The sequence below is a fragment of the Ignavibacteria bacterium genome (genome assembly GCA_036262055.1).
In the GTDB taxonomy this organism is placed as follows: Bacteria; Bacteroidota; Ignavibacteria; order Tepidaquicellales; family Tepidaquicellaceae; genus DATAJP01.
On the sequence record DATAJP010000003.1, the window covers coordinates 1,071,183 to 1,095,219 of the forward strand.

General features: G+C 37.9%; 22 protein-coding genes. 2 read left to right on the top strand and 20 right to left on the bottom strand.

Annotated features, from left to right (window positions below):
- Positions 1-16: 16 nt before the first annotated feature.
- The 15 genes from VHP32_11815 to VHP32_11885 all read right to left on the bottom strand — a co-directional run bounded on the left by VHP32_11815 (position 17) and on the right by VHP32_11885 (position 16,393).
- Complete coding sequence (locus tag VHP32_11815; GenBank protein ID HEX2788575.1) at positions 17-712, bottom strand: NAD-dependent deacylase; 696 nt, start codon at positions 710-712, stop codon at positions 17-19.
- A 134-nt stretch (positions 713-846) separates the two neighbouring features.
- On the bottom strand, positions 847-2,202 hold the full coding sequence (locus VHP32_11820; GenBank protein HEX2788576.1) for a c-type cytochrome: 1,356 nt from the start codon (positions 2,200-2,202) through the stop codon (positions 847-849).
- A 1-nt stretch (position 2,203) separates the two neighbouring features.
- Positions 2,204-3,112 carry a protoheme IX farnesyltransferase gene (locus VHP32_11825; GenBank protein ID HEX2788577.1) on the bottom strand — a complete coding sequence of 303 codons (909 nt, stop codon included), beginning with the start codon at positions 3,110-3,112 and terminating at the stop codon, positions 2,204-2,206.
- Entirely contained in the window at positions 3,109-3,843 is a 735-nt protein-coding gene (gene coxB, locus VHP32_11830; GenBank protein HEX2788578.1) for a cytochrome c oxidase subunit II, read from the bottom strand. The genes VHP32_11825 and coxB overlap by 4 nt, the downstream gene beginning before the upstream one ends.
- Positions 3,840-4,205, bottom strand: coding sequence for a cytochrome C oxidase subunit IV family protein (locus tag VHP32_11835; GenBank protein ID HEX2788579.1), 366 nt, complete (start codon positions 4,203-4,205; stop codon positions 3,840-3,842). Before VHP32_11835 ends, coxB begins: the two co-directional genes overlap by 4 nt.
- A gap of 6 nt (positions 4,206-4,211) precedes the next feature.
- The gene (locus tag VHP32_11840; GenBank protein HEX2788580.1) at positions 4,212-4,853 is read right to left on the bottom strand and encodes a cytochrome c oxidase subunit 3 family protein; all 642 of its coding nucleotides are present in this window, start codon (positions 4,851-4,853) and stop codon (positions 4,212-4,214) included.
- On the bottom strand, positions 4,850-6,511 hold the full coding sequence (locus VHP32_11845; protein ID HEX2788581.1) for a cbb3-type cytochrome c oxidase subunit I: 1,662 nt from the start codon (positions 6,509-6,511) through the stop codon (positions 4,850-4,852). The genes VHP32_11840 and VHP32_11845 overlap by 4 nt, the downstream gene beginning before the upstream one ends.
- Positions 6,512-6,528: 17 nt before the next feature.
- Positions 6,529-7,347: an SCO family protein gene (locus VHP32_11850; GenBank protein ID HEX2788582.1), complete on the bottom strand. Its 819-nt coding sequence runs from the start codon at positions 7,345-7,347 to the stop codon at positions 6,529-6,531.
- A gap of 15 nt (positions 7,348-7,362) precedes the next feature.
- Positions 7,363-8,439, bottom strand: coding sequence for a cytochrome c (locus VHP32_11855; GenBank protein ID HEX2788583.1), 1,077 nt, complete (start codon positions 8,437-8,439; stop codon positions 7,363-7,365).
- Between the two features lie 10 nt (positions 8,440-8,449).
- The gene (locus VHP32_11860; protein HEX2788584.1) at positions 8,450-9,640 is read right to left on the bottom strand and encodes a quinol:cytochrome C oxidoreductase; all 1,191 of its coding nucleotides are present in this window, start codon (positions 9,638-9,640) and stop codon (positions 8,450-8,452) included.
- A gap of 43 nt (positions 9,641-9,683) precedes the next feature.
- Positions 9,684-10,886 (bottom strand): quinol:electron acceptor oxidoreductase subunit ActD, encoded by a 1,203-nt coding sequence (locus VHP32_11865; protein ID HEX2788585.1) that lies wholly within the window; start codon positions 10,884-10,886, stop codon positions 9,684-9,686.
- A gap of 29 nt (positions 10,887-10,915) precedes the next feature.
- A complete protein-coding gene (gene nrfD, locus VHP32_11870; protein ID HEX2788586.1) occupies positions 10,916-12,292 on the bottom strand; it encodes an NrfD/PsrC family molybdoenzyme membrane anchor subunit in 1,377 nt (458 codons plus the stop codon).
- A complete protein-coding gene (locus tag VHP32_11875; GenBank protein ID HEX2788587.1) occupies positions 12,289-15,540 on the bottom strand; it encodes a TAT-variant-translocated molybdopterin oxidoreductase in 3,252 nt (1,083 codons plus the stop codon). Before VHP32_11875 ends, nrfD begins: the two co-directional genes overlap by 4 nt.
- Entirely contained in the window at positions 15,533-15,754 is a 222-nt protein-coding gene (locus VHP32_11880) for a hypothetical protein (GenBank protein HEX2788588.1), read from the bottom strand. Before VHP32_11880 ends, VHP32_11875 begins: the two co-directional genes overlap by 8 nt.
- A 57-nt stretch (positions 15,755-15,811) precedes the next feature.
- Complete coding sequence (locus VHP32_11885; protein ID HEX2788589.1) at positions 15,812-16,393, bottom strand: cytochrome c3 family protein; 582 nt, start codon at positions 16,391-16,393, stop codon at positions 15,812-15,814.
- A gap of 213 nt (positions 16,394-16,606) precedes the next feature.
- Here VHP32_11885 and VHP32_11890 point away from each other — a divergent pair, with 213 nt between their 5' ends.
- Both VHP32_11890 and VHP32_11895 read left to right on the top strand, forming a co-directional pair.
- Positions 16,607-17,935 carry a T9SS type A sorting domain-containing protein gene (locus VHP32_11890; GenBank protein ID HEX2788590.1) on the top strand — a complete coding sequence of 443 codons (1,329 nt, stop codon included), beginning with the start codon at positions 16,607-16,609 and terminating at the stop codon, positions 17,933-17,935.
- Between the two features lie 54 nt (positions 17,936-17,989).
- Positions 17,990-18,190: a GDCCVxC domain-containing (seleno)protein gene (locus tag VHP32_11895; GenBank protein ID HEX2788591.1), complete on the top strand. Its 201-nt coding sequence runs from the start codon at positions 17,990-17,992 to the stop codon at positions 18,188-18,190.
- A gap of 25 nt (positions 18,191-18,215) precedes the next feature.
- On the opposite strand, the gene VHP32_11900 is transcribed toward VHP32_11895, so the two are convergent.
- The 5 genes from VHP32_11900 to VHP32_11920 form a co-directional block, all read right to left on the bottom strand.
- Complete coding sequence (locus tag VHP32_11900) at positions 18,216-18,869, bottom strand: cation transporter (GenBank protein ID HEX2788592.1); 654 nt, start codon at positions 18,867-18,869, stop codon at positions 18,216-18,218.
- Between the two features lie 90 nt (positions 18,870-18,959).
- The gene (locus tag VHP32_11905) at positions 18,960-21,185 is read right to left on the bottom strand and encodes a TonB-dependent receptor (GenBank protein ID HEX2788593.1); all 2,226 of its coding nucleotides are present in this window, start codon (positions 21,183-21,185) and stop codon (positions 18,960-18,962) included.
- Between the two features lie 45 nt (positions 21,186-21,230).
- Entirely contained in the window at positions 21,231-22,877 is a 1,647-nt protein-coding gene (locus tag VHP32_11910; protein ID HEX2788594.1) for a T9SS type A sorting domain-containing protein, read from the bottom strand.
- 51 nt (positions 22,878-22,928) lie between these two features.
- Positions 22,929-23,390, bottom strand: a complete 462-nt coding sequence (locus VHP32_11915) for a heavy-metal-associated domain-containing protein (GenBank protein HEX2788595.1) — start codon at positions 23,388-23,390, stop codon at positions 22,929-22,931.
- A 65-nt stretch (positions 23,391-23,455) separates the two neighbouring features.
- Positions 23,456-24,031, bottom strand: a complete 576-nt coding sequence (locus VHP32_11920) for a YHS domain-containing protein (GenBank protein HEX2788596.1) — start codon at positions 24,029-24,031, stop codon at positions 23,456-23,458.
- Positions 24,032-24,037 lie beyond the last annotated feature (6 nt).

The window sequence follows — 24,037 nt, forward strand, 5'->3', positions numbered from 1 at the left end:
CAATTAGACAGCTAAATTACGAAAAATCATTAAGTAATCTCTCCGTTAATGCAGGCATTCCGTCTTTTGCACGTTCAATTATGAACTCTAAGTTAGGGTAAGTTTTATATAGGTCCGGCTTGACAGGGTCTATTATGTATTTTGAAATATCATAGGGAACATATTCGATTAATCCCGCAGCCGGATAAACGACGAGAGAAGTACCGACGATAATAAGTATATCAATATTTTCAATAACCTCAGCCGCTTCAGCAATTTTAGGTACAAGCTCACCAAACCATACGATATGAGGTCTGAGCTGTGAACCGTGCTCGCATTTATCACCGATTTTTATGTCTTCGTAACCGATTTCTTTAACAATATGTTCATTCATCGAGCTTCTTGCTTTGGTAAGCTCTCCGTGGAGATGGATTATTTTACTCGAACCGGCGCGCTCATGAAGATCATCTACGTTTTGAGTTATGACTGTTACATCGAATTTCTTTTCAAGCTCTGCAATTGCAAGATGAGCGGCGTTTGGCTTTGCGTCTTTAAGCTGTCTTCGCCTTTGATTATAAAAATCAAGAACGAGTTGTTTATTCTTGTGCCAACCCTGAATCGAGGCAACTTCCATAACGTCGTATCCTTCCCACAATCCGCCCGAATCACGAAACGTAGAAAGTCCGCTATCAGCACTTACCCCTGCACCCGTCAAAACTGCAATTCGCTTCATGTTTTAAAAAAAATGGGATTCTTCGCGGAGTTTATCCCGTACTTGATACGGGGCTCAGAATGACACATTATGGAATTAATATAAACAAAAAACCCGCTTTCGCGGGTTTCAAATTTCTTATTATTAAAATAAATTTATTTTCCTGTTTGTTTCTGCACCTGGTCAATCAGGTATTGCGCAACCGACTGTGCCTCCTTCATTGAAATTCCCTGGTTCGGCATTGCCGGATAGCCCGGGTCAACTTTTGTCGGGTTGTATATAAACGCAGCAAGCTTATTTACGTCACCGTTGTATTTCGGAACAGTTTGGTCATATGGCGGACCGGTAACTTTCTGGTCAAATTTATGACAAGCGGAACATTTCTGAGTATAAATCTGCTCTCCTGTTAAGCCGACCACTTTGGTTTCTTTTGGGAAATGCGCGGCTTCAAGAGAATCAGCAACGTGATTAACTGTTATTAAATGCTTTTGCAGAGCATTGGCAAAGGTTACCTGCTCCTTTATGATTACAAAAGAAAACGCAAGTATAAGAACAAAAAATGCTGCGGTAGAATACTTAACTTCCGAATTTTTAATGATTGCATAAAGAAAGTTACAAACAAGCAGGAATGAAACAAGCGCCAATCCTGTATAAATAAACACCGCTTTGGACATTGCTGCCTGCGGGGTCATAACAAATTCTATAATGATGAAAAGCGGAAGAAGCACAGTCGTAATTAAAGCAGTCGTTACGGAAAATCTTAATACAAGCTTTTTGTAATCTTCGGTCATATTTTTTATTCCGCCCTGCCAGATAAAAAAGAAATACAAAATTGCTGCAGATGAAATCGAAAGCGAAGCAAGAAATAAATATGTGAAATTAATTGCAACATCGCTTAACACAAAAAGACCAAGTATATTGGTTACGACGCTCCATTGCGAAGGGTCTTCCGATAGTGTTGTAGCTCCTGCAAAAAGAAACGTTGCCGTTAACAAACAAAACATACCTGAAAAACCGCTTTGTTTCTTAACGGTTTTCGCAGAATCTTCATAACTTTCGATATCCTGGGGAAGCTTTGCATCTTTACCCACCATTTTTTTGAATGACTCAATAACGCTTACAGCTTTCATTGAATGTTTGTAGCGGTAAAGGAGAATAACCCCCGCAGTATAGAATATACTTGCCAGCAGAAGCACACCGACCGAAATAACATTAGCGCCCCAGAGCATCTGCGCATAAACAAATGTAACCGACAAAACCGGAACAACAACAATTCCAATTCCTGCGCTTAAGCTGATTATAAGTTTATCCAGAATATCCTTTGCAAATCTCTGATAAATACTATTAACATGTTTTCTGCCAAGAAAATTAAAAATATACGCAAATACCGACGAACCGAGAATGATTCCACTGAATGGAATGAAAAGCAATAGAGAAAATACCAGAAATATATTCAGCATTTCCGTATGGTCTGCCGTTGGGGGTATGATTAACTGGTCGAATATATTCATATTATATAAAGCTTATTAACTTGTCTAAAGAAAAAACCGAGATTATTAAAAGATTATAAAGATTAATTAAAATAAAATATTTCAAGTAAGTTTTATTCGATGATTCCGAATTGTAAAATTTAACAAACAAAGCCGAAGTTATTATTCCTGCCATGATAATAAACACTGCAGATAAATCATAATTCAATATTCCCGTGAAACACAAAACTATCGGAAATGCTGTTGTAGCAACAACTCCTGCGATAATCAATTTTTTCAGTTTGTTTGTATCATATTTATCAGTTAAAACAGGGAAACCGGCTCTTTTGTAATCATTATTATAAATCAAAAGCAAAAGCCAGAAATGAGGAATCTGCCATACAAAGAAATAAGCGACTATTAATAAAATGTTACCGTTCAGAACTTCACCACCGGCAGCAACCCATCCTGCAAGAGGAGGAAGCGCGCCGACTAGAGAGCCCGGAATAATTGCAAACTCCGATTTTCTTTTAAGCGGAGTGTACATATAATTATATGCAGCCAGTGTCAGCAATCCAACTATGAGAGTCAGCAAATTTGTTTTAACAATTAATATAACCGAACCGGTTAGAATTAATGCCAATGAAATCGCAAGAACAGATGAAGGCTTCATCGTGCCGGATGGAATAGGTCTGTTCATTGTTCTTTTCATCAAAGCATCATAATCTCTTTCCTGATATTGATTAAGAGCCGCTGAACCGCACGCAAGAATGAAAATTCCAAGCACGGGATAAATAAAATCAAAAGAAAATGATCCCGAGGCAAGAATATATCCTAAAAAAGTTGAGAACGCTACAAAAAGAGTTATCTTAATTTTAATAGCATCGAATAAGACTGTTAAAAGCCCTGTGGAAGAATTAACAACTGCAATATTTGAATTTATTAACTTCATTTTTTTAGTAATGAATCATTTTGAATCTTTCGCGTCATTGTATCGGTCATAATTCTCGGTGTCTGAACTCCTGTGGTTGTTCCCGTAGTATCAACTTTAATCAATGAATCCGGAGCTGCAAGTTTTGATGTAGTATCACCCGGAGTATTATACCAATTATAAAACTTATCCTGAGGCATAACGACAACTTTTGTGTACATATTCCAGTGATTCAATCCGCAATACTCCGCGCAAGCAATGTCATAACTTCCCAGCTTCGGGGTCTGGAACCACAAATAATTTACTCTGCCCGGAATGGCATCTTCTTTTACTCTGAAAGCAGGAATATAAAAACTATGGTTAACGTCAACCGATTTGATAAGCATATGAATGTTTTTCTGATGCGGAACATATAACGTATCGCTTGTCTTTCCGTTCTGATACTTAAAGCTCCACTTCCACATCTGCCCTGTTACCGTAATACTGTCTGCATCTGAAGGAACACTGCGCATATTTTTGAAACCGTTCCATCCGACAAAAAATAAATATATAACGAGTGCAAGCGGAATAACAGTCCATGTAATTTCAAGCATTGTGTGCCCTGATATCTGCTCTGCTACGGGATGTCTTTTCTGGTTATACTTATAAATAAATATAAACATAGCAACGACGACAATAAGCAAAAGAACAACGCTTACTCCGATAATTAACCAAAAAGTGTCATCAACACTCTGAACAATATTAGGTCTCATATTAATGGATTTCTAAAAGTTAAATCAAAGAAAGTTAAAATTATCATCGTCAGAAATATTATAATACATACCGCAATAAATACTTTAAATATGACCGTATCGAATTTTACATGCATGAAATAATTCATTACCATAACCGTTTTTATAACTGCAATCAACAGCGCTGCAATGATTGCAAGCGAACCAAGACTGATGCCTGAAAGTGTAACCGTAATTGCCGTTAATCCAACCAGCCCCAGCCATACCATAACATATGTTCCGTAACCAACGGAATGCTCTTCGTGAGCAAGATGCTCTTCTTCAGCTTTGAGACGATGCTCATCAATAATTTCAACCTGACTTGCTTTGAGTTCTGCTGACATAATATTTTAATGAATTAAATAGAATAACGGGAACAGGAAAATCCAGATAATATCAACAAGGTGCCAGTATAATCCGGAATTTTCAAGTTTCTGTAAATTTGTTGACGTAATATATTTTTTATGTATAAACCACATAACAAAACCGATAAAAGCCATACCGACGATAACGTGCAGTCCGTGAAGCCCTGTCATTGTATAATAAAGTCCAAAGAATACTCTTTCTCCCTGCGCCATGTCATCAAGAGCAGGACCATTCGGATAAATTCCGAGGTGAATTTTATGCGTCCACTCAAAATACTTATTAACCAGAAACGCAAGACCGCAGACTTGCGTTATCCATAAATAAGTCATACAGAGCTTTGCATTATTTTTTGTTAAAGCAACAATGCCGAGAACGACGGTAAGACTGCTTGTTAAAAGAATGACAGTGTTCACTGCTCCCAAAATCGGGTCAAGCTCAAGAGCCGCTGCTTTAAAATCATTCGGATAAATATATCTGTATGATGCGTAAAGGATGAACATTCCTCCGAAAAGCAAAAGCTCGGTGAAAAGGAACAGCCATATTCCCATTTTTGAACCGACGTCATCGCGATGCGCATGCCCGCCTTCGTGAACTTCATGAGCTAAAGTCTCGCTGTTATGGCTCAATGTTTTTTAACCTCCTTTACAACTTCAAGTGAATCGTCTTCCCAGTCTCTATGATAAGGACCGTGAGTAACAACAGGTATTTCATCAAAATTTTCTAACGGCGGCGGCGAAGGGACTTTCCACTCAAGTGTAGTGCTGCCCCATGGATTTTCAGGAGCTATTGCTCCTTTATATAAACCTCTTATTAAGTTAACAAACATAATTATCATTCCCGTTATCATAATCCACGAACCTACCGTTGCAATTACATGCCAAATCTGGAATTCAGGCAGATAATCATAATATCTTCTCGGCATTCCGAGATATCCCATAATGAACATCGGGAAGTAAAGCGTATTAAATCCAACAACGAAAACCCAGCATGCGACCTTTGCCGTTTTTTCATTATACATTCTTCCGAACATTTTCGGGAACCAATAGTGAAGCGATGCAAAGAATAAAAGACCCATGCCTCCGAACATAACATAATGGAAGTGAGCAACTACAAAATATGTATCAGTTAAGTGAATATCTGTATCGAGAGTTCCGAGAACCAATCCGGTTAATCCTCCGATTGAGAATACTACAATAAACGCCATAACATAAAGCATCGGGGCACGCATGTCAATCGAACCTTTATAAAGACTTGCAGTCCAGTTGAACACCTTAACACCTGTCGGAATAGCAACAAGAAATGTTAAAAATGAAAATATAACTCTTGCGGTATCGCTCATTCCGCTTGTGAACATATGGTGTCCCCAGACGAGATAACCCACGAATGCAATTGCAAGAGATGAAAGCGCAATCGGGACATATCCGAAAATATCTTTCTTTGTAAACGTTGCGATGATATCGGAAACAACACCCATCGCAGGCAGAATCATAATATAAACAGCAGGATGCGAATAAATCCAGAACAAGTGCTGGTAAAGAAGCGGGTCACCTCCTTTGTTCGGGTCAAACACACCAATACCGAAAAATCTTTCTAATATTATAAGTAACAATGTAATTCCGATAACCGGAGTAGCAAGAATCTGAATCCATGCTGTTGAATAAAGCCCCCAGCAGAATAAAGGCATTCTGAAAAATGTCATTCCCGGACATCTCATTCTGTGAATCGTGGTAACAAAATTTAAGCCGGTCAAAATTGAAGAAAAACCTAAGACAAACGCAGCAAAAACCGATAATGAAATATTGGCTGTCGAGCGAAGACTATATGGAGCATAGAAAGTCCAGCCCGTATCCATAATTCCGCCGCCAGTGAATAGCGAAACTATTGCAATCGCGCCTCCGATGATATATAAATACCAGGACATTAAATTTAAACGCGGGAAGATAACGTCCTTTGCGCCGATTTGAATCGGCATGATAAAGTTACCGAATACTGCAGGTATTCCCGGTATGATGAAAAGAAACACCATGATTACTCCATGAAGAGTAAAAATGGAATTATAAGTCTGCGCCTTCATGATGGTTTCACCGGGTGAAAGCATCTCAAGCCGCATTAGAAATCCTAAAGTAACCGCAACGGCAAAAAATGAGAGCATCGAGATAAGATATAAAATACCTATCCTTTTGTGGTCTAAAGTTAATAGCCATCCTGCTATTCCCTTTCTCTTGCCGTCGTATTCGTAAAACGATACTTCAGCCGGATTACCGGCAATCGTTCCGTTAGCCATAATTATTAAAACTAAATTTATTTAAAATTCGGATTTACCGGAACACCAACATCTCCGGAATCAACCCGATTAATTTTCTTTTTCTTTTTTATGATAAAAAACACAACAAATATTGCGAGCAAAAACAATGTTACTGCGCCGGCAATTCTTGTAACATCCAACACATACGTTCTTCCGACAGGGTCATAACTGTAGCATAGTTTCATAAGCTTCGAAATCGTAGCCCCTGTTCTTCCTTCGGAAGCTTCGGTTATTGCCATCTTAAAATCAAACGGATTATATTCAATCCCGTATAAATACCTTGCAATTTTTCCTTCGGGAGACAGAACCATAATCGCTGCGCTGTGCGCATAATCATTTCCCTGCTTTAAATATTTCCAGCCGAGAGCATTGCATATTCTTGCAATGTTAGCGCTGTCGCTTGTCAGGAATCTCCATCCGTTTTCATCAATCGGATTATTCATCGAAGCCAGATAATTTTTCTTTTTATCGTTAGCTAAGATATAATCCTCACTCGGGTCAAAGCTGATTGTAACAACATTGTAATCCTTTCCGGGATATAAATCAACCATATCGACAACATCAGCAACTCCGTTCATCAACGGACTGCAAATACCCGGACATCTGTAATAAACCATTGCAACAACAGTTGGCTTTCCGTTAAGAAGCTGACCCATTGTCACAGGCTTCCCGTATTCATCGAAAAAAGTTATATCTGAAGGAACAGTTTCACCTAACTTCTCGTCTATACCGACATCCGAAGGTGAAGGTTCGTCAGCAAAAACAATATTTACGCTGACAAATAAAATCAATATATGTATTAAGAACTTATACAAAATTTACCTCTAAAATTATTTTTTCGCAGTCGTATCTTTTGGCTGCGTGCTTGTTGTTGTGCCTGTTTTTGTCGTATCCGTGCCGGGTGTTAAATTAATAATGGTCGATGCGGAAACCGGAACAGGTGCAAACATATTATATTGGCTATATAAACCTTTTATATAGTTATAAACTCGTGTCCATTCATCAGGAGTAAGGGAGATTGCTTCAGGACGGAACCCGTTTTGAACGGGGTTTGTCATAATAAAATTAACAAATTCATTTTCATTTTCATTCCACTTCGAATTCCCCATCAAAGAGGTCAAAGCTTTATCCATATTTCTGACAATTCTCTTGAAAAGCTGTGCATCGGGATTATCTTTGTCATTAACTATCTTTGACCTGACAGTATCCATCTTCAATTCATTTCCATTAACGTAATCAGCGACCATTCTTTCAATTGCCGATTCAACAGGAATCATATTCGGCTCAAGAGAACCTTTTGTCAAGTTATACATTGCATCCAGAGTCTGATAATCTGTTATCGTAGTATTCGGAATTGCCGGATTAAAATCTCTTATGTATTCTATTATTGCAAGGCGGTCACTCGGCGGCAAATTGCTGTAAGAAGCCATTCCTCTTGTAGTAATGCCCTCTTGTAATGTTTTATACATTGCATCGATGGTATAGCCGTTTGTCCATCCTTCAAGCGAATGGAAATTTCTCGGTCTTGGATTAAGGTTAACTCCTGCAACACCGTCACCGTTACCCTGGTCACCATGACAGCTTGCACAGTTAGTTACATATAATTCTCTGCCTCTGTCCAAAACCAGAGCGCCGGGGTTTACATATAATTTTACGTCAACTGGTGGCGATAAAGTTCCCCTCTTAAATACTTGCGGTGGTTTTGCCTTTGTCGTATCATAAACAGGAGGAGCAATTGACATCCTTGTTACATAATTTATATTCATAACATAAAATGCCCCGACTACTACGAGTAAAGCAAGAATAAGTATGTAAAACACCCCATAAGCAGGCAGTGCTTTTCTGGCCTTTTCATAAAGGTCTAAATTCTCTTCTAAATTTTCTTTTATGTTAGGTAAATCACTCATTTTATAAAATTTAATACAAATGGAAATCCAAAGCGTTCTGAAGTTTCGGGTCGCCAACCGGAATTAAATTGGTTTTATTTGATTTCATCTTAAATGCTACCATGAACAAACCGACAGCAATAAGCGGAAATCCTATTTCAATCCATCCAAAAACAGGTCCGTGCATTCCGTGTGCATGTGTATAAGTCGGCATCACAAGCCAGTACATGTCAAGATAATGCGCTGCAAGCATCCATATAGACATAATTTTCAATTTCTGTAAATTTGTCTTCGTTGACCTCGGCAGTAAAATCAGGAACGGCAAAATAAAATGGAAAAACAGCAATCCGATGGAAACATATTTCCATCCGCCTTCCCATCTCATCGTGTACCAGAATGTTTCATCAGGAATATCTGCATACCACTGAAGAACAAACTGGGAAAAAGCAATGTAAGCCCAGAAAATAACGAATGCAAACATCATTGTACCCAGACTATAAAACTGGTCGTTCGAAATTCTCGGGTCAAGATATCCGTTTTGTTTTAAAAGAACTGCAATCAAAGTTAATGCTGCAAATGCAACACCAAGTGTTCCCGCAAAATAATAAACTCCGAACATTGTTGAATAATAATGCGGTTCAAGACTCATTACCAAATCAACTGCAAGAAAGGTAAGAGTTATTATAAACAACGGAGCAAACAATGCCGAAAAAGCTACGCTTCGTCTTGTCAGCTTAGGGTCTCTTGTAACATCCTGTTTTTGAGAATTTCTTATAAATATAATAAAAAATATAATCCAGATTATAAAATAAATTGCAAGTCGAATCAGGAAAAAGCTTGTATTCAGATAGGGTTCTTTTCCTTTTAAAATCGGGTCCGCCTCAACCGCATCGTGATGCGTCCAGTGATATAAAGTATGCATTCCCAATATAATCGGAATGACCAAAAGCACAAGAAGCGGCGTAACAGACGAAAGAAACTCGCTTATTCTTCTGAACGGCACGCTCCATGAAGCACCTACAAGATATTCCATTGCAACAAGCCCGAGGGAACCTATTGCGATGCTGACGATGAACATATACATAATTACATAATTGAAATATGCCCTGTCAGGATTGAAAATAAACGAAGCTGCGGCAAGGATACCGCCAATTACAATCAATGCGATTCCAATTGAAAAAACTTTATTAGGAATTTTTTTATTTTCTATCTGAACTTCCATTAATTAAATTTTCTTTTCTCTGTTATATCCTAACTGCAAATTATTATTGCGGTAAATCAGAATCTTTTGCGTTTTGTGACCTTTGCAATGCTCTTATATAATGAATGATTGCCCATCTGTCATCACGTGAAATCTGTTTCGTATAGCTCGGCATCGTATTTTGTCCGTTTGTAATTACGTGATAAATATTTCCGTCAGCCCAGTTGCGAACTTTGTCGGTATGGAAAGACGGCGGATTAGGAAATTGTCCCCGCAATCTGCTGTCGCCTCTTCCGAAATATCCGTGGCATGGACTGCAGTATGTATCATATCTTTTTTGTCCAGTCTGCATAACCTTTTCAGTAACAGGCAGAGGGTTTGCAAGAAGCTTTACCAATGAATCAGGCATTCCTGCATATTCATAAGGCATATATCCGCGAGCTACTGTTCCGGGAGGAGGAACTCTCATTCCAAAACCATCTGCAAAGAAAGTGCTTTTTTCCTGAGGAAGAACTTTTGCCTGATGCCACATCCAGTCAAAAGGCATCTGATAAATAAGCCAGTTCAAAGTAAAATATGTTCCGCCTGCAACTAATACTGCAAAGACAACTAAAACTTTTATAAAGCCTGCTGAAAAAATCGGGGTTTTAACTTTGTCTTCCTTAACCTTAGAGTCATATATACTATATATCTGTGTGCTTCCGAGTTCTCTGAATAAACTCTCAACCCGCTCTTTATTAAATTTTTTATCATTCGATTTTACATAAACACCATATTTATCCTGCGAGGTTGCCTTGAGATAATCAGTTTCGAGCAGCGGATTATTAAACCATGGAAGCTTGCTGAAAAGCGCAATCAATGCGCCTGCAGTCATAAGACCGCAGAATAAAACCGTAAGCTCAAACGTAACAGGCATCGACGGAGGAATATTGAAATACGGCTTGCCTCCTACTATGTTTGTATAATCAACACCTGACATCCATCCTATCATAGCAAGAGCAGATATCGTTCCGGTTATGCCGAGTGTAAAGCTGAACCATCCGAGTTTTGTCGGCTTCAGCTTCATTGCATCATCCATTCCGTGAACGGGATAGGGGGTATTTACATCGAACTGTGTATATTCAGAAGAAACTTTTTTCGCTGCCGCAATAATCTGGTTTGGCGTATCAAACAACGCACCAACAGCATACACCTTATCCGACTTTTCTTCCTCGGGCAAAGGTGATTCGTTAATCTTCCTGAATTTTTCTAAATACTTTTTAATCATCTTATCTTAAAGACAAACTAAACTTTATATTAATGATGACCGTCATCATGTGTAGGCTGAGCTCCCGGCACAACTGCCTTAAGCTCAGATATAGACACTGACGGAAATACTCTCACAAATATTAAAATCAATGTAAAGAATAAACCGAAGCTTCCCAGCAATATTCCGAAATCATATATTGTCGGTATATACATAGCCCAGCTTGACGGCAGAAAGTCCCTGTGCAGAGACGTTACAATGATTACAAATCTTTCAAACCACATACCGACATTAACCAGCAATACAAGCACAAACATTATAGGGATGCTTCTTCTTACTTTCTTAAACCAGAACAGCTGCGGGAAGCCGACGTTACATGCAACCATAATCCAGTACGACCATGCATAAGGACCAAACGCCCTGTTCATAAACGCAAACTGTTCAAATATGTATCCGCTGTACCAAGCCATGAACATTTCCATTCCATATGCATATCCAACCATCGTTCCCGTTGCAAGAAGAATTTTATTCATCTTGTCGAGGTGGTCGAGAGTAATGATATGCTCCATGTCAAAAATCTTTCTCACAAAAATCATTACAGTAACAACCATACCAAATCCCGAGAAGATAGCACCGGCAACGAAATAAGGAGGAAATATTGTTGTGTGCCAACCCGGTATAATCGAAACGGCGAAGTCAAAGCTAACTATAGAGTGAACCGATAACACAAGCGGAGTAGAAATACCTGCAAGAATCAAATAAGCTCTTTCATAATGCTGCCAGTTTCTGTTCGAACCGCTCCATCCTAAGCTGAGTATTCCGTAAGTAATTTTTCTTACTCTTGTTCTTGCTTTATCTCTGAGAGTTGCAAAATCAGGAATAAGACCAATGCTCCAGAATACAAATGAAATGATGAAGTATGTATTAACCGCGAACACATCCCAGTTCAACGGCGAAAGGAAGTTTACCCAAATCATATTCTGATTAGGATAAGGAAATAAATATCCGTCGAGCCATGGACGACCGGTATGCAGCGCAACAAACATAGTCGCGCACATAACAGCAAAGATAGTCATTGCCTCTGCAAAACGCGCAATAGCTGTTCTCCATTTTTGTCTGAATAAAAATAAGATAGCTGAAATCAATGTTCCTGCGTGACCGATACCAATCCAGAAAACGAAGTTAACGATGTCAAATCCCCATCCGACTGTGTTGTTGTTTCCCCACAATCCGATACCATTCAAGACAGTCATTGTCCAGCAAAACAAACCGATTGCAAGTGCTGTTCCGGTTATGCTGATGGCAATCCACCACTTGATAGTCGGCTTCGAGACAACCGGCTTTATGATTACATCATCAACTTCCTGAAGGGTATTCCTTTCAGGGACAAGAGGAATCTCTTTTGTATATGTGGCATCAAAACTCAATTTCTTTCCTCCATTGTTTCTTCTATGTTTCTTAACTTCGCAATGTAAGTAACGTTTGGTTTTACCTTAATCGGCTCAAGCACATAATATGCAAGAGGGTGTTCCCGATACGCCTGAATCTTATCTGTTTTATCATTCATATTTCCGAAAGTTATTGCATTGGTCGAGCAGGCATCCTGGCATGCGGTTGTAACGTCGCTTCCCAATACTTCTCTTCCCTGCTGAATTGCAACTTGTCTTGCTTTCATAATTCTCTGAACGCAGAATGTGCATTTTTCCATAACCCCTCTTGAACGAACCGTTACTTCAGGGTTTGCAGCAAGAGCAAATGACGGCTCTTCCTGATATCCATCTTTAAATCTGTTTCTGAAATTGAAATAATTAAATCTTCTTACTTTATAAGGGCAGTTGTTGCTGCAATATCTCGTACCTACGCATCTGTTATAAGTCATTCCGTTAATTCCGTCCTCGCTGTGTGTGGTTGCAAGAACAGGACAAACATTCTCGCACGGAGCAAAATCACAATGCTGGCAAAGCATCGGTTGAAAATTAGCATTTGGTGCTTCAGGTGTTCCGGAATAATATCTGTCAATTCTTAACCAGGTCATCTCGCGATTTCTGCCGACTTGCTCTTTTCCTACAACGGGAATATTATTTTCGACATTGCAGGCAGCTACACATTCGCCGCAGCCAATACATTTGTTAAGGTCGATTGCCATTGCCCATTTTGTCGGACCTTGATAATACTTATTCGTATTTCTCGGGTCAGTCGGATTTTCAGCATTGATACTTGGATTGATACTTGGATATTGCTCAAGAGGAATACCCTCAAAACTTTGCTTTGCAGTAATTGACTGTGGGTTTTTCTTATATTGATTATAAGTTCCTTCCTGAATTATTAACCTTTTGAATTGAATGTCTTTATATTGCGGATTATCAATCGGGTAATGCTCCTGAGTAGAAATAAGCTCGTATGTTCCTGCAGCTTTTGTTACAGCCGCGTTATTATAAAAATATGCGCTCAGCGCAGGTGATTTTGAAATAACAGGATATACATTTACACCGACTTCAGTTCCCACCGTTCCGGCAACCGTTCTTCCATAACCCAATTCTGTTGAAATCACATTATCATCCATTCCCGGTTGAACCATAACAGGAAGCTGTAAGTTTTTTCCGTTGATGCTTATATCAATTAAATCATTCATATCAACACCGAGCGACTTAGCCATGTTCGGTGAAACGGCAGCATAGTTATCCCATACAACTCTTGAAATAGGATGAGGCAGTTCCTGAAGCCATCCGTTATTTGCAAATGAACCGTCAGCGCCGATAAACGGACTTGCAGTGAACAACATAATAGAAGTGCTCGACGGCGTTAATCTTTTTTGAATTCCCGTGAATGCACCCTGATTCATCGGAGCAAGTGTAGCAAGAGGTTGGTTGGTCATCACAAATCCATCGTGCAAAGCTCCGAACCAGTATTCGTTAAACTTAACTTTTGAACCTATTGCAGGATGAATAGTTGTCTGCCAGTTATTCTTTATATAATTTGAATAAATATCATTGTTATATGTCTGAGCGCTTCCATTAATCCAGTTTAATATCACCCCTTCTTTTTGGCGTGTATTATATAGAGGAGCAATCACAGGCTGCTGAACAGAATAAAACCCAACTCTTCCTCTGTAATCTCCCCAGCTTTCAAAATCCGAATTAACCGGAAGCACATAATTGCTTGACGCCGATGTTTCGCTGTCTATTAATGTGAACGTAATTACACTCTGCGCTTTCTTCATTGCATCGGCATAACCGAAATCACCCGGAAGATTATATACAGGGTTAACATCAAGATGAATTAACACCGCAACGTTGCCGCTGTTTAAATCACTGACAAGATTATTTATGTCAGATGACATGAACGGAGGCAATTCTTCTTCGTAGTTATCGAGTATGTATAAATTTCTGTTTCCTAAAACTTCATTGAGCAGGTTAACCGTGATGTGTGTTGATTCAGGAAGTGAATCGCCAGCAGTTACAAACGATGCTCCCGGATTCTTTGCAAGGTCGTTGACTAAATTCGAAATTACCTTTGCATCAACATTATATTTCTGCGCAAACTGATTTAAGTTATAACCTGAAACCGCTCCTGACGCACCTGCATCCATTGCGAACGTTCCCGATAATCTTCCTGAAAGCTCTTTTATCAGACACAAAGCTAATTCTTCTATTGCATCGGTTCTCAATCTTATTCTATAATCTGCATTCATTCCCGTTATGGAAACATTTCCTTCAACTGCATATAATCTATTGAAACTGTCACCGTTGATTACTTCACGGTTTTGAACAAATCTTCTTGCGTTCTCGATTTTGTTTGCATCATTGCCAAGAAAATCCGATTCAAGCGCAAGGATTACTTTTGCATCTTCATATTTAATTGTCGGATAAGCTTTATTGCCGTAGCACTTGAACCACGCGCTGTTCTTATTCGACATATTCGCTGTGTCGTATGTATAAACTTTTGCGGTCGGATATTTTGCCTGAAATTCAGTTAAAACTTTTTTGAATGTCGGTGAATAAACCGGGTTTGCAACGATTGCAATTTCTTTTCCTGATGATGCTGCTTTGTTTAACAAGCCGATAACCTGAGTATCAACGTCCTGCCATTGCATATCGGCAAATGAGTTTCTGTCCGAAGCAAACTTTGGATTCTGAATTCTATCAGGGTCATATACATTTAATATGCTTGCCTGAGTTCTTGCATCTATTTTTCCTTTGCTCACGGGATGTTCAGGATTGCCGTCAACTTTTATCGGTCTTCCCTCACGGGTTTTCACAAGAACACCAACTGGCATTCCGCCGATTATGAACGTTGATGCATAATAATTAGGATTACCCTCGACAATTTCTTCAGGTTTTTTATTATAGGGAATGATTTCACCTTTGTCTCTGTAATTAGAGCATCCCGCTGCAGCGAATGCTGCGGAAGCGGCAAGCAAGCCGAGGAATTTTCTTCGTGATAAACCGCTGAAAGCACCCTCATCAAGCGGCTTGTTAGCATCTTTATCAAACTCAAGATTCTTAGCTCTGATAAATTCAGGGTCATTATGAAGCTCGCGGAATGAACGCCAATAATGAGCGTCCTTATCGCCCACTTTTACTTCGTGACCGTTTTTAACTTCGGTATGATTGATTTTTTCGTCTTCTTTTATAATCTCGGAACTCAAATCTATGTAATTTTTATCTTTACCCATTCTGCTGTCCCGGTTTTATTGTTCTTTTAACAGCAAGCGGATTGATTTCAACCTTAATAGGCGAAGCTTTTACTGCCGTCTTGTTATTTCTTGACTGAAAAATTTTGAAGGGTAATTTAGATAATCCGAATACTCCCATAACCGAAACCCCAAAATATAAAAAGAATTTCTTCCTTTTTATTTTCTGCGGCTTACTTACTGATTTGTTTTCCATTAGGATGTAAAAGTCTTTACTATACTATTAAATAAATATATAAATCTGTTTTTTCTTCTACCTATGACAAGCTGAACAATACTGAGGACCTTTTTTCAAGTTATCCTTAATAAGCTGAAACTCTGCTATATTATTCTGTGGATTTCTGTGGCAATCAAGACATGCTGCCATTGTGAATGAATTTACCTGCGCAATCTTTTCCATATTTTTTACATCACCATGACAGTTTGCGCAATCAATGCCTTTATTTACGTGAACGCTGTGATTGAAATAAACAAAATCAGGAACTCTGTGGATTCTTTTCCACGGGATAGGCTTGCCTTCCTCATAATATTGAGTAAGTTTCTGAATTTCAGGTCTGTCTTTTCTTGCAAGCGTGTGACAATTCATACACACATCTGCTGAAGGAACATTAGCAAAGCTCGATTTCTCAACATTTGTGTGACAATATTTGCAATCAATCTGCATATCTCCTGCATGAAGCTTATGTGAATATAAAATCGGCTGGTCGGGTTGATATCCGATTCCATTTCTTTCCGCAAATGATGTATAATATGTGATTGTAAATACCGCCGCGGCAGTAAAGAGAATGATAGGAAGTCTGACTTTAAGGTTGTAGTCGAGAAGAAATCTTTTCATAAGTTGAACTTATAAAAATAACAAAATTATTTATAATATTAACAGATAAAATAAATCTCTTAGAGAAAAAATATTTATCTTGTGATATTCTTATTTATGAATTATACATTGCTCGAAACCCGACCATCCGAGTCGGATTAATTTAAAAGTATTGATTTTAAGAACAAAAATTTTTATGGTTACATACCCTCAATAGAATCAAAGGAGAACTCTATGAGAAAATTAACCCCGCACTTCATCTTAAAATTCTTTACTTTTATTTTTTTATTAAACTCTCAAAATATTTTTTCACAAGTATACCAGTGGAGAGTAATCGAAACAGGACCTACAGCATCAAGTACAAGATTTGAAGATGTGTATTTCATCAATAACAATACAGGTTGGATTATAGACATAGATGGGTTAGTTTATAAAACAAATAATGGAGGCAAAAATTGGTCGCAAATATACTCACAAGCTTTTGCAGGCTATAGAAGTATTGCATTTTTTGATTCATCATACGGAGTATTAGGAACATTAGACAGTGACAGCACTTTATTCACAACAACAAACGGCGGATTAAATTGGACATTAAATACAAACATAACAGGAACAATGCCGCACGGCATATGTGGAATAAGCATCGCAGGACCGAATCTTGTTTTTGCATCGGGAAGATATGATGGCTTCGCTACTGTAATAAAAAGCACTAACCGTGGAGTTACTTGGACTTCTTTAAATATTGATAACAAAGCAACTTCATTAATTGATTGTTACTTTCAAAATGAAAATACAGGTTTTGTATGCGGAGGACTTGGTGGCGGTTTTTCATCGAGAAGAACCGTTATACTACGAACAACAAATTCAGGGTTAACATGGGATTCAGTATATTTATCAACAACATCAGGTGAATGGGGATGGAAGTTCAGTTTTATAAATTCAACTACAGGATATTGCTCAGTGGAAAGAAGTGGTACTGCAACTTATTATGCAAAAACAACCAACGGTGGTGCAAACTGGTTTCGTCAAAACTATAATTTTTTTCCTGTAGTTCAGGGAATTTGTTTTCTGAATGAAAATACCGGATGGGTTGGAGGAGGTCATGAATTTCCGCCGCCTTATTCAAATACATTTGGAACCACAAACGGCGGAGTTACATGGGTCGGAGTTCCTAATTTACTAAACGTAAATGTATTTCAATTGCTTAGTGATACTCTTGGATTTGCAGTTGGAAACAGAGTTTACAGATATGGAAAAGACAGCATTGTGAATATTGAGAATATTTCAAACATCATTCCCACGAAGTTTGAGTTAAAACAAAATTATCCCAACCCGTTTAATCCCTCAACCAATTTCGAATTTCGGATTGCTGATTTCGGATTTGTAAAGTTAAAGATTTTCAATAATCTCGGCAAAGAAGTTGAGAGACTCGTTAATCAAAATTTAAATGCAGGTACATACAAAGTCCAATGGGATGCGTCTGAATATTCAAGCGGTGTTTATTATTATAAACTTGAAACAGAAAAATTTTCTGAAACAAAAAAGTTGCTGCTGATAAAATAACGGAGTTATTTTATTGCAGTCCCGCATTACGGGAATATTATTAAATTAAAAGAGTTGAATACAGTAAAAGCAAATTTAAAGTGCCCCGAGTGTAACAACATCACCCAGGAAACAATCCCTGATAATTGTTGTGTTTTCTTCTTTGAGTGTAAAAATTGTAATAAAATATTTAAGCCTTTAAAAAATGATTGTTGTGTGTTTTGCAGCTATTCAGATAAAAAATGTAAGTATGCTCAAAACTGTTGTGCAAACTGATTTATCAGAGTATTTGTAATGCTCATTATGAGCAGCAATCAATTCCTTTAGCTTTTTGGAAGCATTCGCGTCCTTCAGTGACTGCAAAATAAACAATACCGAGCGTTCCCAACGCATCGATGTAGCCGATTCCTGTTAATTCATATATAAAACTCGACACAAGCAAAACAATCGACATATAAATACAGGCACGAGTGCAATTTGAGTCTGCAAGAATCGGCTTTGAGTTAAGCTCTCTTCCGACTTTGTTTTTCCATAACATCAAAATTACCATTACTACAATAGAGATAAGCGAAATTACGACTCCCCAAAAAGTTGTTTCGGGTTTTCTGCCTTCAATTAAATTTGCAGCAGCGCCAACGAGCAATCCCGCAGATAAAATATAAAATGCTACTCCTGTTATTTTCAGTGCAGTAACTTCAAACGGTCCTTTATGGCTTTTCGGATTGTTACGCATTCTTAAAATCATCACTGCAATGCCGACACCCGACAAGCTTTCTATGAAGCTGTCAACTCCAAACCCGAACAGCGCTAAGCTGTCATCCTGATAACCCAAATAAGTGGAAATTATTCCTTCGGCAATGTTATAAAAAATCGTGAACAAGCTGAGATAAAAGGCGATGTTATATAACTTGTCGTGACGTGATATACTTTCAGGTATGGAATTAGAAATTTGCATATTGCAAAGACGGGATTCTTCGCTTCGCTCAGAATGACATAAAAATATTCCCCCTTAGTAAATAAAGGGGGAAAAAGGGGGTGTTAAAATTTAGTTCAGCTTAAACCTTGCGCCGACATAAAACTCTCTTCCCTTTGTCGGACCCCAGTTAAAGCTCGTATCAAAATATTGACCGAAAGGATTTTCTGCGCTGATAATAGGATTTGACTGTTTGTAATTCAAAATATTTTCAACCCCGGAATAAATTTCATAATTTGAAATCCTGAAAGTAAGCTGCGAATTTATCATTCCGAATGCATCCGAATAATCCGGTCGCTGATATTGCACCGGGTTATCTTTTGTCGAAGGCAGTCTTTGTTTCCCAAAATACTGCGCGCTTCCTGAAAACATCCACATTTTTCCGGGAGTTTCATAGGTTAAGCTGAAAAGTCCTCTGTGCTTTGCATTAAATGGCATTTCATTTTTGACACCGTTCTTAAAATAATAAACATCGAGATAATTATAGCTTAACTTTCCGTCAAACTCTTCTGAAATGTTAAATGTGATTTCACTCTGGAAACTGTTTGATACTGAAGACTCACTGCTATTATAAAATATAACTTGTCCGGGAACTTCATCATAATCCGCAACAAACTGGTCTGTGAAAGTCGTTCTGTAAAAATCCAAAGCTACATCAAAATCAATTTCATCAATCACGATTTCTCTTGTTAAGCTCACTCCCCAGTTAATGGATTTTTCACCTTTTATGAATTGCGGGAATATTATGTCTTTACCCGTTGCAAACAAATTTTGATTTTCTGCAAAAAGCTTTGGAGTTCTGAACCCGCTTCCGACCGAACCTCGTAAAACGGTCTGCTCATCAATTCCGTATTTAAACATAAATCTCGGAGTCAAAATAGTCCCGTAATTACTATTAAAATCAACTCTCACTCCCGGTACCAAGTCAAGCTTCTCATGAATCACTTCAAATTTATTTTCAGCAAACAAACCCGGAATGCTTTCCTCAAACTTATAGCTTCCGTTATAAGTTTTTGAATACGGATTTTCACTAAATAAAATATCTTCGTTTAAGTCCTGATGTCTGTAATTAAATCCTACTTTTAAATTACTATGCTCCAAATAAAAATAATCAAATAGCACATTAACATATAAATCTCTCTGAAACGCATTATAGTCAGTCAATCCGAATATTGAACGTTGCCTGTGGTCACTCCAGCCAATCTGAGCAACGATTGAATTCTCACTCCCTAGTCTTTTGTTAAGTCGTCCTGTAAATTCATTTCTTATTGTTTTAATTGTCTGTCCATAAATCCCGCTCGTTGCATTATCTTCATTAAAGTTTTTTTGTCCGCCGATTCTTTTTTCATCAAGATACCTGAACGCGACGTTTCCGCTCCATTCATTATCTTCAGGATTACCGACATTCCATCTGTTATAAAATGAGTATCTTGTAATTAAAGGAAGATCAAGAAATCCATCATCATTATTATCAATGCGGTTTGCTTTCTGTACGGAATGAAAAGCAAGCAAAGCAGAAATCATTTTATCGAATTTCTGTTTGCCGTTTACGTTGATGTGTTTTTCAAGATAGCTGTTAGTATATGCATTTAAGAAAAATTTATCGCTCGACTCGGGTTCTTTCATTATAACGTTTATGATACCACTTATAGATTCATAACCCTGCAAAACAGAATTGGAACCTTTTGCAACAGTAATTGCATTGATCATCGTTCCCGAAATGGAGCTTAAACCATATACAGATGAAAGACCGTTGAGCAAAGGGATGCCTTCCTTAAGCGTTAATGTATAAACACCGTCCGTTCCGAGAAGCTTCAAGTCCTTACTGTCGGTAACGACATCGGATACGCTTACTTCTATATTTCCGCTTGTCCCGAAACATCCGCTTAAGTCGCAGCACGCTGCTTTTTCCAAATCGTGCTGGTCTATTGCTTCGGTTTTTTCAATTTTTTCTTTTGCTAAATCTTTATCTGACTTATCCTTTACAACTATTTCACCGGTTTGGTAATCGCGCAGTCTTATTATTTTATACTTTTCATTTGTTATCGCAACCGTATCGGTAAAATATCCTGACAATCTAATAACAAGACGCTTATCTGCAATATCCTGCGTAGTAATTTCAAACTTTCCTTCAATGTCAGATACCGCAAATATTTCAGTATTAATCCATTGAATCCTTGCATCCGGCAAAACTTCTTTTTCATCCGATGCGAGGACAACTTTTCCTTTTAAGGTCTGTGCCTGAACACCGGCAGAAATAAATAAAAATAATAATATGTATAAAATTTTTGTTTTCATTTTATTAAAATTCCCGCAATGCCAAACTGCAATAAAATAATTCCACTATTTTATCAGCAGCATTTTTTTTGTTTCGCTAAAATTGTTTGTTTTAAGTTCATAAAAATAAACCCCGCTTGAATAATTTGATGCATCCCAACTAACTTTATATGCTCCTGCGTTTAGTTGCTCATTTACTAAAACAGCTAACTCTTTTCCTGACATATCATATATAATTAATTTCACATTTGACGTTTCACGTTTGACGTTTGACGGAACATAAAATTCTATATTAGTAGAGGGATTAAACGGGTTCGGATAATTCTGTTTCAATAAGAATTTATCCGGAATATTATTTGAAATATTTTCAACACTTACATTTTGTGAATACTTTAGGGTTGCAAAATCATAATCCGTTCCGGGATTAAAGCTGATGCCCGTTACAAATAAATCATTTCTGTTATTTATTCTCACGGCATAAACAAAATCTTCAGGGTTCGGTGCGTGGTGATAAATATCCTGCCATAGCAAATTTCCTGCGGGACTGTATTTTAGAATTTTGTAAGCTAATTTTATTCCGCCAATATCCGCCGCACCGCCTACATATACATTGTTAAAAGCATCAGTCGTAATGCTCATTCCCTGGTCAATACCGTTGGAATCAGAATTCCAGATTCTGTTCCACAGTAAATCACCGTTTGGACTGTATTTCAATGTTACAATGTCTTCCGTTCCGAGCGAATCACCGTGACGGCTGCTGCCTGTTACCAAAATATTATTTTGAGTATCAACACAAACATCAAAAGGAAAATCATAATGATTGCCAGAGCCGTTAAAAATTTTTAACCAATTATGATTTGATATTGAAATACTGTCGCACTTTATCACCATAAAGTTCACACTACCTAAAGAATCCGGGTGTACTACGCTTGTAAGATATATGAGATTTTTATAATTATCGGTTATTAATTTTATTAATTTACTTGGAGTTTCATAACCTAAAAAGCCATTGGAACTCCCATCTAAGTTATATCTTAAAAATCCAACGGTTGTAATGTTAGTTGAATAAGTTATATTACAACCAACCGTAATCTTAGAAGAGCCATTTACAACAAGATTGATGCCCTCATAATTATTCTGTCCGCTGCCCGCACTTTTATCCCATTGAAAAACTCCTCCGGAATTGTAACACCAGAGAAACATTTCATTATATCCTGATGCGTTACGTCCGTTGCCGGTTACATATACTCTATCATTATATAGAGCGATATCGGAACCGACAAAATTAGAATAATTAACTTTTGTAAATATCTTTGACCAATTCAGATTCCCCGTTCCGTCAACTTTCAATGTAATCATCTTGTTATCACTTCCGCCTTCAGTCGTGAAACCGCATATATAAGAATTATTCATTTCATCCTTATAAACTGCACGCGTTTGGTCATAGCTGTTCTCACCAAAATTAAATTTTTTATTCCATACTATTCCGCCCGAAGAGTTATATTTAACAACTGTAATATCGGTTGCTGTGCCTGTATTAAAGGAAGTGCCGTAAACAAAAACGTTTCCGCTGTCATCAGGAATAATGTCGCAGACTATGTCATAACTGTTTGCGGTGCCGTTATATCTCTGCACCCAGTCGCGATTTATCTGCGCGTAAACGGATGAAGCAATAAAAAGTAATGTTAATGTAATGAGTAAAAGTTTTTTCATAAAAAAATAAAACCGGCTTGCACCGGTTTTATTTTAGTTAATATTAAGAGTTTATATTTTCTTAGCCGAAATAACATTAACGGATTTTCCCGAAACATTTACCATGCCGGTAATATTTAACTCGTCACCGTCTTTGTAATCTCCATTCAGGTTTTTAATCATCAAATCGGGTGTATTCCCGGTTACAAGTTTGAACCCACCGTTGTTATCCGACACAATTTTTCCCGATGCAATTATCTTAATGTCGCGCAAAGTAAAACCGCCGTCATTTATTGCATCTGCAATGCTTGAGATTACTATATTAGAGCCTGTCTTAAATGTAAGGTCAAAAGTAGTTGCTTTTATGTTTGTCTTAACTGATTTCACAAAGTCGAGAGATTTCAATTCTCCCTCTACTCCCTTAGCGCAAAGCGAGCACGTAAAGCCGTCAACGCCTACCGTTGCTTTGGTAACCTGTGCGCTTGCAATGCCGGTTGTCAGGAAAAGGATTATTATAAATATTAATTTTTTCATTTTATGATTATGTAGAAACCACCCGCATGAAATTATGCGGGCGGCTTAGGATTAATTATTTAATTTTAATGATGACCTTCATGTTTGCTTTCTTTTTCAACGCTTCCATTCATGTATTTTTCAGGGTTTGCTTTGAACTTGTCATCACATCCTGCGCAGCAGAAATAATATTTCACACCGTCAACAACCGTTGAGACATCTTTTTTTGCAGCGCCTTCCATAACAGGACATTGAATTTCATCTTTCAAATAATTCATGGGCTCGGCTTTGAATTCTTCAATGCATCCCGCGCAGCAAAATTTATATTCTTTGCCGAGATAAGTGAATCCTACGCCTTTGCCGCTTTCAAGCGGCTCTCCAGATACCATGCAGATAGCAGAATCAGGGCTCATTGTTTCAATTCCTTGTGAAGTTCCGTCTGAATTATGCGGCATTGAACAATTTGAAGATGTACAGCAAGATGAACAATCTGCGCAGTTTTCGCAATTTCCTTGAGAACAGCAATTCCCGCAATCAGTACATACACATTGAGCGCAGCAGCATGAATTTATATACTCAACTTTTGCATTTGAATTATTTACAAATGATAAAGTTGCAATTGCAATGAATGCAATCAACGATAAAAATATTTTCTTTTTCATTATATG

Coding starts and splice junctions, on each gene's coding strand:
- VHP32_11865 (HEX2788585.1), bottom strand. CDS start 10,886: ATGATTAAAAAGTATTTAGAAAAATTCAGGAAGATTAACGAATCACCT.
- VHP32_11820 (HEX2788576.1), bottom strand. CDS start 2,202: ATGAATATATTCGACCAGTTAATCATACCCCCAACGGCAGACCATACG.
- VHP32_11900 (HEX2788592.1), bottom strand. CDS start 18,869: ATGCAAATTTCTAATTCCATACCTGAAAGTATATCACGTCACGACAAG.
- VHP32_11880 (HEX2788588.1), bottom strand. CDS start 15,754: ATGGAAAACAAATCAGTAAGTAAGCCGCAGAAAATAAAAAGGAAGAAA.
- VHP32_11815 (HEX2788575.1), bottom strand. CDS start 712: ATGAAGCGAATTGCAGTTTTGACGGGTGCAGGGGTAAGTGCTGATAGC.
- coxB (HEX2788578.1), bottom strand. CDS start 3,843: ATGAGACCTAATATTGTTCAGAGTGTTGATGACACTTTTTGGTTAATT.
- VHP32_11875 (HEX2788587.1), bottom strand. CDS start 15,540: ATGGGTAAAGATAAAAATTACATAGATTTGAGTTCCGAGATTATAAAA.
- VHP32_11885 (HEX2788589.1), bottom strand. CDS start 16,393: ATGAAAAGATTTCTTCTCGACTACAACCTTAAAGTCAGACTTCCTATC.
- VHP32_11915 (HEX2788595.1), bottom strand. CDS start 23,390: ATGAAAAAATTAATATTTATAATAATCCTTTTCCTGACAACCGGCATT.
- VHP32_11890 (HEX2788590.1), top strand. CDS start 16,607: ATGAGAAAATTAACCCCGCACTTCATCTTAAAATTCTTTACTTTTATT.
- VHP32_11845 (HEX2788581.1), bottom strand. CDS start 6,511: ATGGCTAACGGAACGATTGCCGGTAATCCGGCTGAAGTATCGTTTTAC.
- VHP32_11860 (HEX2788584.1), bottom strand. CDS start 9,640: ATGGAAGTTCAGATAGAAAATAAAAAAATTCCTAATAAAGTTTTTTCA.
- VHP32_11910 (HEX2788594.1), bottom strand. CDS start 22,877: ATGAAAAAACTTTTACTCATTACATTAACATTACTTTTTATTGCTTCA.
- VHP32_11905 (HEX2788593.1), bottom strand. CDS start 21,185: ATGAAAACAAAAATTTTATACATATTATTATTTTTATTTATTTCTGCC.
- VHP32_11920 (HEX2788596.1), bottom strand. CDS start 24,031: ATGAAAAAGAAAATATTTTTATCGTTGATTGCATTCATTGCAATTGCA.
- VHP32_11825 (HEX2788577.1), bottom strand. CDS start 3,112: ATGAAGTTAATAAATTCAAATATTGCAGTTGTTAATTCTTCCACAGGG.
- VHP32_11855 (HEX2788583.1), bottom strand. CDS start 8,439: ATGAGTGATTTACCTAACATAAAAGAAAATTTAGAAGAGAATTTAGAC.
- VHP32_11835 (HEX2788579.1), bottom strand. CDS start 4,205: ATGTCAGCAGAACTCAAAGCAAGTCAGGTTGAAATTATTGATGAGCAT.